Genomic DNA, 17,155 nt, shown 5'->3' on the forward strand with positions numbered 1-17,155 from the left:
AGAGAGTTTCCATTCACGCGGTTAATGATGTTAAGTAAAATGCTACTGCTTTTCAGACTTACAGGTAGTCGCTCCACCCATTCGTGGTATAAGGAAATGAAAAGTGATAAATCAGGTATCCAATAATAAACAAAAGGATAAAGCCACCACCATAATAAAACCTCATGTCACTATCTGACACAAAGAAAAACCAACAAGAAAAAACAATCCCTATAAGAGCCATCGCTGAACCAATAGCACAAATCACATAAACAACAGCAGGAAACAAAATCCTTTTGAGATTCATAGTCCACCTAAAAAATACTGACAAATATTATTAAACTCTTCTTTATTGGCATTACTAACTTCGCAAGCCTTCTCAAAAGGCTTTACAGCATCTTCAATAAGAAAGTAAAGCAGGTCTAAATCCCCCATCCCCTTTAGCTTGTAGTAAGCTACAGGATTCCTTTCCCTCAGATATCTGGATGTATAAATTGCCCTCGATGCTTCCGCACCGATTGAAAGTATAGAAATCACCACTGTACCTGCAATAAATGCCTGAACTGCACGCTCTGAGATAGCACTACCTATTTTAAACCCTGTAAGCTGGGAAAATATAATACCCCCTGCAATACTCCCACCGATTTTTTCCGCCATTAAAACCCTATCAATTCGGGCGGTGAAGTCATCGATAAATACAGCGATAACTTTCTCAATAAGATGTCTGTTGAAAGTTGCCGTTTTAACTAGGCGCGCCAGCCGGTCTTTATCGTCCAGATTTTCCCGGCGATGATCGGTGTCGATAAAGTCATACCCGAGGTAGCCAAACGTTACCGGAAAAGAGATAAACCCCTTCGCCACGGCACCCAGCAAACCCGAACCATCAACGTTAATCGCATCCAGCATCTCTCTGGCAATTTTTTTTGCACTGTCCATGTTTGCCTCCCTTCAGTTGGGTACTGCGCTCTTGGTTAATGTTCACCCACACAGCACCGCCGCCCGCACCGGGTCGAGCTGAATTAATCCGCTGAGCAGTTCATCCATGTGCGGCTGCAACCGCTGGCGTTCGGTCTCGCTGCGCGCCGCTTTGATACGCAACAGGCGCAGGGAGCGGGCTTTCACTTCGAAGACTAACTCCGGCTCCCATTTTTGCAGCGTCAGCGCGGTAACCTCGCGGTCGAGGGCATCCAGCAGGTGGGCTGCCAGTTCGTTTTTACCGTGCTGTTCGGTAACCCTGGCCATCAGCAGGTGTAACAGCCAGCGGCTGCGGGGGGTGGCCGCGCCGGGGCGGGTTTGCAGCCAGCTTAGCGCGGCTTCAACGCCCTCTTTATCCGCCAGCGCCAGCGCCTCAGGCTCCAGCAGCAGGATATCGTCCTGCAGCGGCAGCGCGCTGCTTTTCAGCTCATCGCCCCAGCCACCGTCAGTGCCGATAACCTGCTGATTGATCCAGTTCAGCGTCACCTCATCGGCAAACGCGCTGCCGTCGCTCCACGCCAGCCCTTCCACCCCCGGCAGGCGGCTCAGCATCCCCTGAAGATCCTGGCGCAAAATATCGGCCCATTTTTCATAAATGCCGCCCAGCTTGCTGAGCGCCTGGTGCTGATACCACTGCAGATCGAGCCACAGGTGATTGACGCTTTCCGCAAACATCGAATCGGCCTGCTCCAGCAGCTCCTGCCAGCTCTGCTGCAGATACAGGCGTTTAAGATGGGCGCGATACTCGGCTTTCGGCGCGGCAAGACGCGTGCGCCCTTCGGCATCCAGCGCCGGGAGCTGATGCAGGGTATCCCAGCGGCTCCCCTTCATCAGACGGTGGCCGGAGAGCCATCCGTCTGGCTGAGCGCGCAGATATTTCGCCAGCTTTTTCGCCTGCTCCATCAGCTCACGCCCGGAGTTGATGTCGTGACTGGCGGCGGTAAACGTCGCACGGGGATTGTGCTGCACCTCACTGCTGGCGCTGTTTTGCGGCACCACGGCATTGATGCCGCCAGACTGCACCATGCGGTTTTCCAGCGCGCCATACAGTGCGCCCAGTTCGGGCTGCGCGGCCACATCCCAGCGCTGCGTCACCTGCTCCACCAGCGCCAGCGCGCCGACGGCCAGACGGAAATCGGGCTTGCTCACTTCCGGGTAGAGCGAAAGCGTGTCGAGCATCCTGCTGCCCGCCAGCCACTCCAGCGCGGCCCGGCGTGGCCGTTCACGCCGGGGATGAACGTCTGCCTGAAATCTTACCAACAGCGCGGCCAGCAGGCACAACCCCTCAGCCAGCCCGGACTCGCCATCCTGCTGTAGCCGCGCCCAGATATAAAAGGTGACCACGCGAATATCTTTACTGCCCTCCACCAGCAGCTTTTCCGTCAGCGAGCAGATCAGCTCGCTGTTGATGCCGGAGAGTTTGTTGACCTCTTCGCGTATCAGCTGGAAGTCATCGTGATAGCTGATGTCCCCGCCTGTCGGTTCCTGTTCAGACACCGGTTCCAGCCAGCGGGCCCACAGGTCGAGCGAGGGCTGAGCGAGATTTATCAGCGCCTGCGGCTCTTCACCACAGGCGTTAAAAAGTTGTGTCAATGTAGCCATGAGAATTCCTGGATTAATGGATGTTCGTATCCGCCCGGGGTGACGCGGCTTCGCTGGTCAGAAATATCGCATCCGGCAGCACAAAGTTGCGCAGCCTGAGCAGCGCCAGCGGCCCTTCGCCCGCTTCGGTGCGCAGCACATAGTTAAGCCTGCGCCCGTCGGGCGTTGGCCAGCTCACCTGCCAGCTGCTGTTCAGACCCGCATAAGGTGAGACCCTGGCGATATCCAGCAGCCTTATCCACCCCCACGTGCCCGGAATATCGGCCAGCAGGCGGGTACCGGCCTGGGTGCTGACCCAGCTCAGCGCCGCGCCCGGCGCTTCAGTATCCGCAGGCCAGCTAAAGCGCTTCCATGCAGGCATCTGGTTGACGTAAACCAGCTTCTGATTGTCAATATGCAGGCTGGTCTGCATCACGCCCTGGGCCGTGCCGGGACGTAACTCGAAGTGCATGCCCGCCGGCCCGTTGGTAAACACCACGTCAGAGAGCTGGCTCAGCATATCGACGGCGCGGATAAACGCCGGACTGAACGTCAGCCCCTGCGCGTTAATACTGTCGGCCACCCAGTGACTCCCCTCTTTATGCAGCACGCCGCTGAGGCGGGTTTGCAGGAAGCGCGCAATGCGGCCGCTGTCCGCGTTGAGATACTGCCCGAGCAGCGGCAGCGAGATCTCGCTGCTGCTGGACTTCAGCGGATAGCGGCCACCGAACGCCGCGTTCCAGTCATCAACAATCGCCGACTGCCACTGCGCGTTCAGGCTCTCGGCGGCGGGCGTCAACACCTGCTGCCATGCCTGCTCCATCGGACGGACAAACAGCGTGCCGCCAAAGCCGCTCCACTCCTGGCCAAGGCTGGCCGCCACCAGGCTGCCGTAGTCGCGGGTTTCGGTCAGGTCGATGGCTTTGCCCTGGAAGACGGTCTGTGCCAGGGTACGCGTCATCGCCTGGGGATCCGGGGCGTTAATCACCTGCTGCAACTTCAGCCGCACCTGCGTAACGCGGGTCAGGAAGGTTTGCAGGCTGAGGCTGGCGTTGCCCTGGCCGCCTGCCGTGCCGTCAATCAGCGCCAGCAGCGGCCCGAACGTCGCATCCAGCGGGCCGTGCGCCCCCTGGCTCTGGTCAATGGCGGGCTGGCTGCTTTTACTGAACAGATTCTGTGCGGATTTCACCAGCGAGTCCGACAGCTTATCTCCCGTCTGGCCGGTGCGCCCCTGTACGCTGAGCGTGTTCATCAGAGCGACCAGCGGCGACTGGCGCACATCGGCCATCAGCGAGAGCTGGTCCACCGCGTCCGACAGGGTGGTGGCACTGTTCCACTGCAGGCTGTTGAGGAAGTTAAGCCAGCTGCCGGAGAAGTCAGCAAAATAGCGTGCGGTCAGACGCTGTTGCAGCGCTTCCGGTGCCATATCCGCGGTGACCGCCTTCCGGCTGTCGCTGAGCACCCAGTCCAGCTCTTCACGCCGCTCGCTGGCCACTTTTTCAATCGCTGACTGCACCGCCCCTTCCCAGGCCTGGCGGGTGAACATCCCGGGTACGACTGCATCAGTGCTGAACAGCCTGCCCGCCTCGGTCTCTGCCACCATATCGCTCAGGCGCAGGTCGGCGTACTGATGCGCCACCTGTCCCAGCATCTTCTGGTAGAGCGAGGATTCACCGTTGCGCACCCCCATCTGACGCACCAGGATTGCCCGCACGTTGTCGACCAGACTGTCATCGGCCGGCAGCGTCCAGTCCGGGTGCTGCGGCAGGTTAGCGGCGTAAAAGCGCAGCAACTGCGCCCCGCTTCCCTGCCAGTAACCGTCTTTCACCCCGGCACGCACCGGCCAGGCTTTCAGCAGCGAGGGGGTGAACCACGCCGCGTCCATCTTCTGCGGGCGGGTCAGCATCAGATACAGCTTCAGCTGTTGATAGACGGGCTTAATCATCGCCTCGCGCTTCGGGCTGGCAGGCGACAGTGCGACCAGCGCACTGAGCTGCTGGTGTAAATAGTGTGCGGCGGTATCGCGCAGCAGCGGCAGCGCCCGATCACGGTACTGCGGCCAGAGCCGCGCCAGCAGCGCATCATTCTGGCTGAGGCCAAAGCGGGTATACCAGGGAGCGCCCTGCTGCTGACGGTGTTGTAACTGCTGCATCAGCTGCTGAAGTTCCAGCAGCTGATGCAGGCGCGCCTGCTCAGGCTGTCGGCTGTCGGCCGCCTGGCGCACCAGCGCGTCACCCTGAGAGATCAGACCCCGGTTGGCCACAAATGATGCCACCATTCCGGCGGCGCACAGCAGCATCGCCGCCGACAGCAGGATGGCCCCGGCGCGCGGCCACGAGAAACCGAGGCGCTGCGCGCGCAGACCGGATGGCAGAGACGACAGCGACTCCAGCAGCCCGTCCCAGCGGCGGTCTTTGCCCCAGTGATGCCTGACCGTACGCGCGGCACCGGCGGCGGGCGGACTGAACATCACTCCGGCCAGCGGCAGCGGGCGGTAAGGGTTGAGCAGCGCGGAGAGTGCATGAGCGGGACTCGCCTTCTCTGAAGTCAGCATGCTTTGCAGATCTAACAGGAAGCTGTGCTGAGGGCTGCCGCACACCTGACGCGTACCCGGTGCGGTGAGTTTTTCCGCCAGTACCGCCAGCTGCTGGTCAAGATCTGCCGGGGTGGCGGCCACAGGTAACAGGCAGCCCACCGACTGGACTATTCTGCCCTGCTGGTCGCTGCCAGCGTGTAGCGACCAGATGTACAGCGGCAGCTGCCAGCCAAGTTCCGCATAGCGGGTGCTGAGACGGTTGGCGATGGTGTCCATCGCATCCGGAGTGAGTGAACTTTCGGGTACTTTGCCATCCAGCCTGTCGAAGCGGTCAAAGGCACGGGTCACCCACACCAGCGCATCCACCGGGCGGCGGCGCAGCCTGTGCAGAGCGCTAAGCCAGGCCAGATCTGGCTGTGCGCTGGCATCGCCCCCCCACAGCAGCAGGGTGCCGGTATCTTCCAGCCAGTAATAGCTGCTGAGGCCGGGGGCGATTTTTTCCACATCAGCGGCGTCACCTACCAGCATCAGTACCGAGACCTTACGCCACCACCAGCGCCCGTAGCGGCCGCTTAGTGCACGTTTCAGTTCGGCAACGGTGACGTGGCGGGGTGGCGTTTGTTCGGTGCGCGAATCGCCCGAAGGTAGCGCACCGCCTTTTCGTTCCTGCCGCCGGTGGTGCAGTTCTTTGACGTAACGGGCGACAGCCTGCGCATAGCGAAGGAGGGCAAGCGCCATACAAATCACTATCAGAGTAAGAATACGCTCGCCCGTGGACACTATGCCCACCCGCACGCCAAAGTGAACTATCAGCCACCAGATGGCCGCAGCCCCGGCTATCAGTAGCCCAACTCGCCCCAGATTAACGGGCAGATTACCTGTTGTTTGCATCTTCACTTCCTGATGTGACAGTGCTGACATAATGTTCTGTTCCCGATGAGAACAGTGTTAACAATGATGCTTTGCTCAGGCTGACCAGTTCAGACGCCAGAGCGACTGTCAGCCACGGCGCTAGCGGGCCGGGAATTCCACATAATTTTTCCAGCACCAGCCTGTCCCCCGGCTGCCAGAGAGCGCCGCATGACATACCGACGCTCATCAGCGATGCAGCGCTCTTTTCCCACGCCAGCGCGTCGGCAAGCACCCTCCCGGTGGCACAGGCAACCGTCTGCGTTTCCAGAAACTGAGTGAAATCCTGGTCAAAAGCGGCCATGTCGAGCGGCATAGGGCGCAGAAGACGAGCCGGGTGTGTCAGCTGGTATTTCCGTGCCACGTCATCACTGGTCAGCAGCATTGACGCCAGCCAGTCTGAATACAGCTCCCCACCGTTTAGCTGCATCATCAGAATCAGGTCGACCGTCAGCAGCGGCTGTTTTAGCCGCTCCTCCACCCGTGCCAGGGATAAAGTATCCGCCACGGTGATATCAACCGGCGGCGCACGCAGCGGAAAAAGTGACGCCCAGTATGTGGCAAAGGTTTCAGTCAGCTGCGCAGAGGGAAAATCGGAAACAACAGTGACCCGCAGGGGAAGTTCTGGCGGCAGACCCCGCAATGCGGTTTGAACACCCGCCAGGCAATGATGAACAGGGTTCTGCTCATCATGAATTCTTCTTGTCAGTGAAGCGCGGGATGCAACCACAGAGGCAGGTGACTGAATAACTGCGGCGGTGAGGCCATCCGGGAGCAGGATACAGCTCCCCAGAATGGCAAGATGCCTGCCTGCCCACTCTTCCCACTGCTGCTGGCCGAGCCGGGCCTCTTTCTGTAGAAAGGCGTGTTCGTCTATTGCCCGCCCCCACAGCCAGCAGCGAAAGCACAGCAGCAACAGCCAGCAACCCGATGGGGTGAGTGACAGTGACCAGATGCTGAACTGTCTCAGCTCTTTTACTGTGCCGGACGCATGGAGGATAAACAGCAGTATTCCAGCTGTTAGCGCCAGTACGCCAGATAGCAGCCACCACAGTATGGACGGGGCCGGTGGTAGTTCTCTGGTAAATGCTTTAGTCCTTTCCCATCCCATTATTATTTAACCTATCGTACTGTTTGGTGCGCTGGAGATGACCTGACAACCACACGCACAGCGGCAACCATCAACCACAACGGCACGCCCAGCGCAGGTACGCTGCGACATTCCTTCCACGATGGGGTTAGTTCCATGCCCGATCATCGGGCAGTTGACCATATCCCCGACGACGGCAACGGTTTTACCATCCACGGTTATATTTGATGAAGCAGATAAAACCTTGCCCCCATGGCTGGTTTTGTCACCGAGCACAACGAGTCCTTTGGACATAGAGAATCTCCATATAGAAAATATTTTTAACAGGGTGTTTTTGCCAACGATAAAACCACAGAATGATTTAAAAAAATTAAATATAATTGACATCCACTCCTCATAGAATTTTAACGTTTATTTTAATCAGAGGATGTAAATATTATTGATAAAACCACATCAGAATATATTACCTTAGAACGCGCACATCAAATCATCACCAACCGTTAATTACTTTAATTATTTCTTTCATCAATAGCTGGGTTCGGTAATGACCGAACCGTCGAAGCCGCTCACTCTCTTTTTCTGGCACTTATGCGAGATATATCGTGCTTCAAACGGAAAGGGTTTTGTGTAGGGTGAAGGGTTTTTAACCTCAACACTTATCCATTTAGTGTCTGCATGCGGGGATAAGGTCCGGTTAACTGAACTAATGCAGCCACTAACGAAAAAAACCAATTAATTGCTTAATTAGACCTGCCAACTTATTCATAGCTTATTTAACTAATTTTTTAACATCAGGATGTGTTGAACCATCAGAGATCACATTGCCATCTGGATAGATTATTTTATAGAATTCACCACGCTGATGTTTTTCCGGAGCAACCATTCTGACTAACTTTGATTCATTTATCTTAGGATAAAATTTTATCTTCACCCCATCATAAATCTGAGTGATTTTTTTCTGCATAAAGTCTTCAGCGCCGAATAGACTCAAACTATCTACCTTTCGAATCATTTTATTCTTTTTTATCAATGGGTAATAATCAGGTGACAAAAATAGATCATTAGTTTTAACAGAATCGAACTGACTACTGCGAGAACTATCATTATCGAATGCTATTACGACTCCCACTGCGGTACCAGGAACCAGATCCTTCCCTAAATGTGTAGCATCGATATATTCTATCCCCAGATTCATTGCGCTTAACGTCCATTCGCAGGAACCACCACCGGTCATTGCTACCTTAGCCAGCCAGATATCACTGCTGCCCTGCTGCTGTAAAGGAACCTTTAGTCCGTTATAGCCGGGTTCGGTTATGACCGAACCGTCGAAGCCGCTCACTCTCTTTTTCTGGCACTTATGCGAGATATACCGAACTTCAAGCGGAAAGGGTTTTGTGTAGGGTGAAGGGTTTTTAACCTCAACAGTTACCCATTTGGTATCAGAGGGCGGGGACAACGTTCTGTCTGTCACACTGACACAACTGCTGATAATGACCGATGCTAATGGAATAGTTAATAATTTAATTATATGCATTTAGCCCCTCCTGATTTGTAAAAGATAAAAACATTAACATGTAACCAGCGTTATTTTAACTGCATCTCATCAACTTTTCTAAAATCAGGAAAGAGTGTTTTTTCAGGAGCAACACTCCCATCAGGGTAAATTATTTTTGAGTAAATACCTTTTGTCTTTTTTTCTATACCCACATATCTTACAACCTTCCTTTCATCTATTTTAGGATTAAATTCAATTTCATTTGAATCATGCACTTTCAAAGATATGAAGTTTGTTTCACCCAGAAGGGAGAGTTCCTTTTTCCTTTCACCTAGATTCCATTCTAATATGTATGGGTAATAATTTGGTTTTAATACTATTTTTCCTTTAGCCTTTGAAAATTGGCCGTTACGGGATGCATCATTATCGAATGCAATAATCGCCCCTACTGCCGTACCAGGCACAAGATCCTTTCCTAAATGGGTGGCATCGATATATTCTATCCCCAGACTTACTGCGCTTAACGTCCAGTCGCAACTTCCTCCCCCGGTCATTGCTACTCTTGCCTGCCAGACATCACTGCTGCCCTGCTGCTGTAAAGGGACTTTTCGTCCGTTATAGCTGGGTTCGGTAATGACCGAACCATCGAAGCCGCTCACTCTCTTTTTCTGGCACTTATGCGAGATATATCGTGCTTCAAGTGGAAAGGGTTTTGTGTAGGGTAAAGGGTTTTTAACCTCAACGCTCACCCATTTAGTGTCTGCAGGCGGAGATAACGTTCTGTCAATTGAACTACTGCATGCGCTGACGAAAAATATCGGCAGGTAAATAACTAATAGATTAAATTTATTATGCATTTTCAATCGCCTCTTCACCATAACGCGCAAACCTTAAAAGTGTATTAGTGCTATAGGGTAAAGCTAATGTTGGCACAAGAGATACTTTTAATAACCCATCAAGATTAATGAATATTTCGTTCCGTTTTTTCTCATTAATCGGTATTTCATTTTCATTTATTAACATCTGCTGCTTAAACAAATCGACGTTATACTGATGCTCTGTAAAACAAGGCTTCCCAATCATGCCTTGTTTATCAATCAGCTCCAGAAGTTTATTGTTTATATAAGGCATATAGGAGGTCATAAAATGGTCGCCGAACGTCAGGTCGGCACCGCGATCGAAGTTTCTGCCCGCCGGGAAAAATTCTGCCAGATCCTCTTTTGTAAGTTTTTGTTTAAACTCTCTTTGCTGCTCTCCCGCCTGCTGCGCCTGCTGCTGCGCCAGGGCAGGCACCAGGTAGAGCCTGGCTTTGATCGGTAACCTTTTTCTGATGGTCATACAGTTTCTCGGATATGGGAGTTGGATTTTGCACTGCTGCCACTGGCGGCTTTGCGTGGCGGTGATAAATGCCACCGGATTACCGTGATGCCAGAAGCAATCCCCCCAGGGAACGACCTGATAGGCAATTAATTCCCCCATTGACCATAACATACCCAGCGTTTTCCCCAGCGGACCCCATAATTTATATAACTCATTATCCAGATTAGCCTCGGGTGGTACGGCTGGCACCGGATCGTTATCATTCACATGTCGGTAGTGGGTAATACTTGACAGTTGTTCCACCGCATCTCTGGTAAAAGTACGTGGCATCCCATAAGTATAAAGAATAGGATCATAATTTTTTAACCTAGCGGAATTAATTAATGCCAGAGCTCCGCCCAAACTATGCCCACAAATAAATAAATCATATTTTTCCACTAATATTTTAAGCTCTCTTAATTGCTCTTTAAATCTTTTCTCAACTCGACTATATCCACTCCAAAACCCATCATGCACCTTCCCAACTGAAAGCAGATCCGTACATTGAGTTTTCTTAATCTCACAGGTTTCTGTATTTACTGGACTAAAGGCAAGATCGGTCCCCACATCATATAAGCTCGCGGTTCCGCGCCATGAGATAATAATCTTATCGTTGTTATAAACATAAAAAAGCTGGGTATCCCCCTCCCCTTTTACGGTTTCATCTTCATTATCATTTTTTTCATTATCCATAGCACTACTGGAGGTATCCCGCGAGGTATCCATAAAAACAGGAGGATAATAACGATCGCTGAATGGCACATCCTGAACCAGCGTATTGTAACTCAGGCCGCTTTTGTGAAGCTGAGGCAAACGGGAGAGGTCCTGGCACTGATTAATAAAGAATCGGGTGATTGATGCCACATCCAGAATACTATCGTCAGCATAAGCCAGTGATGCCGCCGCCCCCAGATTTATCGCATTTGCTATGGAGTAATCCTTCTGGTGATGCAACACCAACTCCCAGGCTCTGAACGGACAGATTTCAATCACATGCCGCTTTTCAAGCTGGTTAGATCTGATGGTCAGCCCTTTAAACGATTTACCGTAAGGAAAATGGTAGACAGGCCAGAGTTCTTTTTCTCTTAATTCAACGGATGGCAGCGTACGACACAGCTCGCCAATGACCGCGTAATGCCATATATACCCATTATTTTCAGCCTTTGGGCGGACTTCAGAGTCCACTTCGGCATCCCTTCCTGGTCGGAGGTGGCGCTTCTCCATTTCCGTCGCCAGCGGGTCGGCGGTTAAGGTCAGCCTCAGCTCCAGCCCGTGCGGCATATCAATTCTGATCAGCCCCTCGGCATCACTGGTGCCGGAATGGGTAAAAGCCTCTATGCGACCTTCGCTGGGGTGATGGCTCTCGGCCTGCCAGGGGATCCCGCCGACTGCACCTCCCTCTTCATCCACCAGTTGAACCTCAACCCAGTAAGGCTTTTGCTTTCCGGCTACAGCATCAACATTGGTGCCGGTAACTGAAGTCACTAAACTATTACCTGCCATTATGTATTCCTCTCTTTTCCTTGAGATACGCGACACCCTTTATATTTCAGGGTGTAGTTGCATTAACTGCACTTATGTAGATCAATCAGTTAACTGTGGCAGTCATCATGATTTGGTTGCACAAGGTTTTGTCGCTAATACAAAAGATCCCATCTTCAGTAACTCTGAAACGATAAGAACAAAAACCAAAGCAAATAGTGAATGAATATCAAAATTTTTTAGCAACCACGGCGCGATGGAAAGTGAAGGAATAACCAGAAGCAATCGAAAAGGAATTTGAGCGTAAACCAGTACGTGTACCTTTTTCCAGCGCAGCAATAGCAATACAGCGGAAAACACAATCGAAACATTCAGCACCAACGATAATAAAAACATTGTTGTAATATAAAATTCGCCACCGTACTCAGCGCTCATGTGGCTAAAGTCAATAACATCGCTAATCAGCGGGATACGTCTTTGTACTATATCAATCCATAAATATCGAATGATATAAAACATGTCAAGAGCACCCCAAAAATAACATGCTACATTACGAATTAAAGTTTTCTTCACTTCTTAACCCTTATGATTTTTTGAGAGGAAAATGCCCCCATACCTCCAATCAAAAAACACAGGCTAAGGTAGCGAACAATAAAAGACATTGATTGTTGAACTTTACCTTCACCCTCATAATACAGTCCACTATAAAAGTGAAGTATGTAGAAACTATATATATAGTTAGATATAACACTCACCCTGGATGAAATCAAAAACAACCCCACACCTAAAATAACAGATAATAGTAAAGTGTTGAATACCGACTTTTCATTAAAATACTTTACCAGCCAGATAAAAGCCACCAAGCTCGTTATAATCACAATAACTATTGAGAACAAAAAAAAAGCATAAACATTTACTATTGATAACGAATCAATTAAACGAGTTATCACACCATGATTTGAAAAACCATCGATAGAGAAAATAAGAAGAAATAGGTAGAACGACATAATTACTATCGTCATTACTGACTTAGACACCTTCATCATCTCTATTTAACCTCCCAGAACAATACTTGCTTCGCATTTTCCAGTGATGATATTCTTGTATGCGCGCCAAAAACTCCAGAAAAAGTCTCCGTGACATCCGGGAAGTTAACCCTGAGAAATGAGACTAAACTCCCACTTCCTGCCAGCTTGCTTTTATTCCACAGATCTATGTGGTCACCTGTCGGTGCTTTTTCATTTCCTCTCAGCCAGTAATCTTTGAAGAAAATTATACCGGTTTTCCCATCCACTCCTTTTAGATAATTTTTTCCAATATACTCTTGAGGCTTGGGGCATCCCGCAAAAGGCCGGGTCTTCAGATAATCGCTTAGTTCCTGCGCTCTGATAATATGAATGCCTTTTCTGCTAACAGGGTCAGGTTGAGGGCAGTTCCAACAGCGGGTTTTATTGAAGCTCTTCATTAAAATGCCATTTTTATAAAGAGCAGCGCTGACGTTGATTGCACAGTGATCGCTGAACACGTCCTTTCCTGTTTTCAAATCACGGTGCTCAATTTTTTCTGATGGATATGCAATCCAAAGTTCATCAAAGGTGATGACCTTCAACAGCACCATTTTTTGTGATTTCCCAATAAGATTAGTTTTTGCTACTGTTTTTTTATTCGGCATCTCCAACTCCCTTTGATATTTTCATCAGGGCTTCCTCCCCCCAGAGAACTTCAATACCAGACTCACTTTCAGTCTCAATTCTTTGAGTACACCCCTGATTGTCAGTGTGTCCAAATACCGTTTTACCGTCTTCAGATGAGACATAGTACGCATAATCTACAATAGGTTTTCCGCTGACTGAATCTACAGCTTTAAATTTTTCCCCATATATCGAGTCAGGAAATTCAACCTTCATCCCCCCCGGCATAGCAGAATGCAAAGTAGACGTTTTACCCGTAGAACCGGAAATGCCTTCAAACACCTCTCCCTCTTCGGAGGTGACTTTGTAATTAGTAAAAGGCTTTACCTCTCCTGAATTGGGGTCTCTGATGGTAAAAGAACCTGAGTACCCTTTTGGGAAGGTTACCGGTGGGGTATCTTTGGTCGCAGGTCCCGTTTGGTCAACATTTGTGGCCTTGAGGAAAATATTTCCCGGGCAGCCCAGCTCAATATTACCGTCGCTGATTTTTATATACGCACCACCGCAGTTGAGGACGATCGCTTTACCGGCATTGATCGTCACGCTGTTTTCAGCGCTGGTGATGGTGACATCCTGTAACGCCGATGCATTGAGCGAATCCCCCTGTGCCTGAATATCCATTTTGCCTGCCCCGGCAAACAGCTGCATCCCGGAACCTGCTGCTAACAGGCTGACCGACTGATTAGAGGCAACAGTAAAGGACTCCGCTGTGCTGATATCGGTATTTTTCCCGGACATCATCGCGATGCTTTCGCTTCCAGAGGCCAGACGAACGGCTTTCTGGCTGACAATGCCCACGCCCTCTGGAGCATAAGCCAGTAGCCCTGGCTTTTTAAGGTAATTTAACGACGTGTTGAGCGTTTTCTGACTTTCGATATCGGCAGGCACTGCTTTCGCTGTTTTAACGGCTGTCTGCATGCTTCTGGCAAGTGTTAATGCCTGCTCAAGCTGGGCAATCGCCTCATCCATCTCAAGCATCTGTCCACTGGCTCCGGGCTGCTCCTCTGCCGCGAGTAAAATACCTTTACCTCCGCGCATGCTAAGCCAGTCATCCGTCCGCAGCTCCGCCCCTTCACCGCGCAGCACGCGTTTGCTATCTACGTTATGCCCCAGATTGAGCTGCGTCTTGCCGCCGTACTCGGTGCTGAGCTTGATGTGCTCCTCGCCGCGCTTGTCCTCCATGCGCAGCTTGTTCAGCCCGGCGGTGCGGATCACGTTGCGGGTGTTATTGTCGGCCGTCACGTGGTCCGGGTGGCGCGAATCGTGCAGCGCGTGGGCGATATACGGCCGGTCCGGGTCACCCTCGTGGAAGGCGATCGCCACTTCCGTGCCCTGGATCAGCGGGAAGTGCATGCCGTAGGTGTCGCCGCCGTAGGGTTTCGCCAGGCGTACCGGCATACTTTCATAGCCCTTCGCTTTGTCATCGCGGTCGGCGTCAAACTTCACCCAGTAAAGGCCGTTCTGGTTCAGGTGCGCGTAAGGATCACCGGCCTTAGGACTGGTGACGCGCGCCATCAGGGTGCCGCTGACCACCGGGCGCGGTTTTGCCGCGGGACGCCAGCAGCGGGTTTCGCTGTAGGGCACGGCGCTGAAGGTAACCTGCAGGGCCTCGCTGCGGCTGGCGCTAAAGCCGGTGCGGATCACCAGCAACGGCTTGCTGAGATGCTGCGGCAATACCGTTCCCGTCAGGTCCAGTACCTGTGCCGGACTGAGAGCCACATCGGTACTCTTGCCACCAATCAGGGTCTGCTGTGACAAAAAGCGCTCATGCTCCAGCCGGGCGTAAAAGTTAGCGGTTTCGGCTTCAGGCTCAAACTTTGACCCGGTATCCAGATGTCGTGGCAGGTAGTGATACACCGCACCATAGGTGATGCCTTCACCCTAACCGTTGGTTACGTCAGCGGGTGCCGAAGAGAGGATCTTGTTGGCATCACGGTGGTTGTAGTCAGCGGCGGTGACGCCTGCGGCCACCACCTGATTGTTGACGTTTAATCCCCAGATCGACGCCATCCCGGCATCGTTCATGCCTGACGGACTGCTGACCCGCACTTTTTTACCGAAGGCGAAGGTACTCTGACAGTCGCCAAAGTTGATGACCTCGGTCATCGCGTCCTGCTGCAGGGTAAACCAGTAAAAAATCCCGACTTCGGCCAGCAGACGCTCGATAAACGCCAGGTCACTCTCACGGTACTGGTTAATCTGCTCACGCTTTGGATAGTTTTTTTTGAGCTGAAACTCAGATTCCCAGTCGTGTAATCCGTGCTCCTTAAGCACCAGTTTCACCACCTCAGGGACGGATTTGTTGATGAAGAAGCGGTGAGTGCGGAACTGTTTATCCAGCAGGCTGATAAAGGGTTCGAGAATAATTTCATAGCGGCACTGGTCGCGAGATCCTGCCACGCGCCGGAAATGCGTGACCACGCCGTGGACGACTTTTCCCACCACCGGGCTGAACAGCTCGCCGATGCCCATGGTTAACGTGACGGACTTACTCAACATCATCTCTGCCGTCAGGTCCGGGTGCAGGCAGGTGAAGCGGATGGTGTAATGGTAGAAAACACTCATCTGTTCAAGGCCGTCAAAACTTTCCACATCCAGCGGGTAAGGGCAGGCAGGAATGTTGAGGCGGTAGCGATTAAGTGTGGTTCCTTTTATCTGAGTGATATTTTCCATTTAGAGAGTTTCCATTCACGCGGTTAATGATGTTAAGTAGAATGCTACTACTCTTTAGAGTTAAAGATAGTCACCCCAATCATTACTGATATAAGGAAAGCCAATGCGACATATTAACAACCCAATAATAATCAACAACACCCCTGCCCCACCATAATAAAACCATGCATCACTGTGCGACGCAAAGAAAAACCAACAGGAAGAAACCAACCCTATCAAAACCAGTGTCGAACCAATAGCACAAATCATCTGAAAAATAATATATAATATTATTTTTTTTAGTTTTATAAGCCAGCCAGAAAATATTGGCATATCTTATCAAACTCCTCTTTATTAACATCACCTATCGCGCAAGCCCTTTCAAAAGGCTTAACGGAATCTTCAACAAGAAAATAAAGCAGATCTAAATCTCCCCTTCCCTTTAGCTTGTAGTAAGCAGCATAATTCCTTTCTCTCAGGTATCTGGACGTATAAATCGCTCTTGATACATCCCCACCAATTGAAAGTAGTGAGCCTAACACGACACCTGAAAAAACAGCCTTTACTAAATTCGCCGAGATAAGACGGCCCAAATTAATCCCCGTCAACTGGGAAAATATAATACTCCCACCTATGCTGCCACCGATGTTTTCCACCAGTTAAACCCTATCAATTCGTGCGGTGAAGTCATCGATAAATACAGCGATAACTTTCTCAATAAGATCTCGGTTAAAAGTGGCCGTTTTAACCAGGCGCGCCAGCCGGTACTTATCATCGAGATTTTCCCGGCGATGACCGGTGTCGATAAAGTCATACCCGAGGTAGCCAAGCGTTACCGGAAAGGAGATAAACCCCTTCGCCACGGCACCCAGCAAACCCGAGCCATCTACGTTGATAGCGTCCAGCATCTCTCTGGCAATTTTTTTGCACTGTCCATGTTGTTACCTCCTCCCGTTAGGTTGCCGCCGCCCCGTCAAACTCCAGCACGATCCCTTCTTCGTCATCCCAGTCCAGCGTCAGGCGCTGCGGCTTCTGCTTCGCCGCCATGTGCCGCAGCAGCTGCTGGCTCAGCACCGGCAGGATCTGCTGATTCAGCAGGCTGTCGACGTTGCGCGCCCCGGTGTCCGGCAGCAGGCAGGCCGCGGTCAGCGCGTCATACAGGCTTTCATCAATCTGCGTGGTCAGGCCGTAGTGGCGGTTGAGGCGCCTGCTCACCTGCGCGAGCTTCATTTCCACGATGGTGCGCATGGCCGCCTCATCCAGCGGCCGGTAAATCACCGTCTGGAAGCGCGCCAGCAGCGCGGGCTGGAAGTGGTCGCGCAGCGTCGGGCGCAGCATTTCCTGTAAATCCCCTTCCGTGGCTTCCGGCTGTTCTTCCAGCAGCTGCATGATGGCGTCGCTGCCGA

At 51.6% G+C, this 17,155-nt stretch carries 12 protein-coding genes and 2 pseudogenes; all 14 read right to left on the bottom strand.

The genetic code is table 11. The annotated features are described in order from the left end of the window. Positions 1-282: 282 nt before the first annotated feature. Entirely contained in the window at positions 283-915 is a 633-nt protein-coding gene (locus ABEH87_RS12410) for a hypothetical protein (RefSeq protein ID WP_346576669.1), read from the bottom strand. 42 nt (positions 916-957) lie between these two features. Further along, on the bottom strand, positions 958-2,556 hold the full coding sequence (tssA, locus tag ABEH87_RS12415) for a type VI secretion system protein TssA (protein WP_346576670.1): 1,599 nt from the start codon (positions 2,554-2,556) through the stop codon (positions 958-960). 13 nt (positions 2,557-2,569) lie between these two features. Then, a complete protein-coding gene (locus tag ABEH87_RS12420) occupies positions 2,570-5,962 on the bottom strand; it encodes an ImcF-related family protein (RefSeq protein WP_346576671.1) in 3,393 nt (1,130 codons plus the stop codon). After that, positions 5,946-7,091 carry a type VI secretion protein gene (locus ABEH87_RS12425; RefSeq protein ID WP_346576672.1) on the bottom strand — a complete coding sequence of 382 codons (1,146 nt, stop codon included), beginning with the start codon at positions 7,089-7,091 and terminating at the stop codon, positions 5,946-5,948. Before ABEH87_RS12425 ends, ABEH87_RS12420 begins: the two co-directional genes overlap by 17 nt. A gap of 6 nt (positions 7,092-7,097) precedes the next feature. Beyond that, the gene (locus tag ABEH87_RS12430) at positions 7,098-7,364 is read right to left on the bottom strand and encodes a PAAR domain-containing protein (protein WP_346576703.1); all 267 of its coding nucleotides are present in this window, start codon (positions 7,362-7,364) and stop codon (positions 7,098-7,100) included. A 475-nt stretch (positions 7,365-7,839) separates the two neighbouring features. After that, positions 7,840-8,604: a hypothetical protein gene (locus tag ABEH87_RS12435; protein ID WP_346576673.1), complete on the bottom strand. Its 765-nt coding sequence runs from the start codon at positions 8,602-8,604 to the stop codon at positions 7,840-7,842. 50 nt (positions 8,605-8,654) lie between these two features. Next, the gene (locus ABEH87_RS12440; protein ID WP_346576674.1) at positions 8,655-9,422 is read right to left on the bottom strand and encodes a hypothetical protein; all 768 of its coding nucleotides are present in this window, start codon (positions 9,420-9,422) and stop codon (positions 8,655-8,657) included. After that, on the bottom strand, positions 9,415-11,427 hold the full coding sequence (locus ABEH87_RS12445; protein WP_346576675.1) for a lipase family protein: 2,013 nt from the start codon (positions 11,425-11,427) through the stop codon (positions 9,415-9,417). Before ABEH87_RS12445 ends, ABEH87_RS12440 begins: the two co-directional genes overlap by 8 nt. 105 nt (positions 11,428-11,532) lie before the next feature. Further along, positions 11,533-11,979: a hypothetical protein gene (locus tag ABEH87_RS12450; RefSeq protein ID WP_346576676.1), complete on the bottom strand. Its 447-nt coding sequence runs from the start codon at positions 11,977-11,979 to the stop codon at positions 11,533-11,535. A 475-nt stretch (positions 11,980-12,454) separates the two neighbouring features. Continuing rightward, on the bottom strand, positions 12,455-13,078 hold the full coding sequence (locus ABEH87_RS12455; RefSeq protein WP_346576677.1) for a type VI secretion system amidase effector protein Tae4: 624 nt from the start codon (positions 13,076-13,078) through the stop codon (positions 12,455-12,457). After that, positions 13,068-15,770 (bottom strand): annotated as a pseudogene (gene vgrG, locus ABEH87_RS12460) (type VI secretion system tip protein VgrG). The gene ABEH87_RS12455 and the pseudogene vgrG overlap by 11 nt, the downstream one beginning before the upstream one ends. A gap of 284 nt (positions 15,771-16,054) precedes the next feature. Next, the gene (locus ABEH87_RS12465) at positions 16,055-16,405 is read right to left on the bottom strand and encodes a hypothetical protein (RefSeq protein WP_346576678.1); all 351 of its coding nucleotides are present in this window, start codon (positions 16,403-16,405) and stop codon (positions 16,055-16,057) included. A gap of 3 nt (positions 16,406-16,408) precedes the next feature. Then, positions 16,409-16,657, bottom strand: a complete 249-nt coding sequence (locus ABEH87_RS12470) for a hypothetical protein (protein WP_346576679.1) — start codon at positions 16,655-16,657, stop codon at positions 16,409-16,411. Positions 16,658-16,703: 46 nt separating this feature from the next. After that, positions 16,704-17,155, bottom strand: a pseudogene (locus ABEH87_RS12475) (type VI secretion system ATPase TssH); the annotation flags it as partial.

This window comes from Erwinia sp. Eh17-17 (genome assembly GCF_039675725.1).
Classification (GTDB): Bacteria; Pseudomonadota; Gammaproteobacteria; order Enterobacterales; family Enterobacteriaceae; genus Erwinia.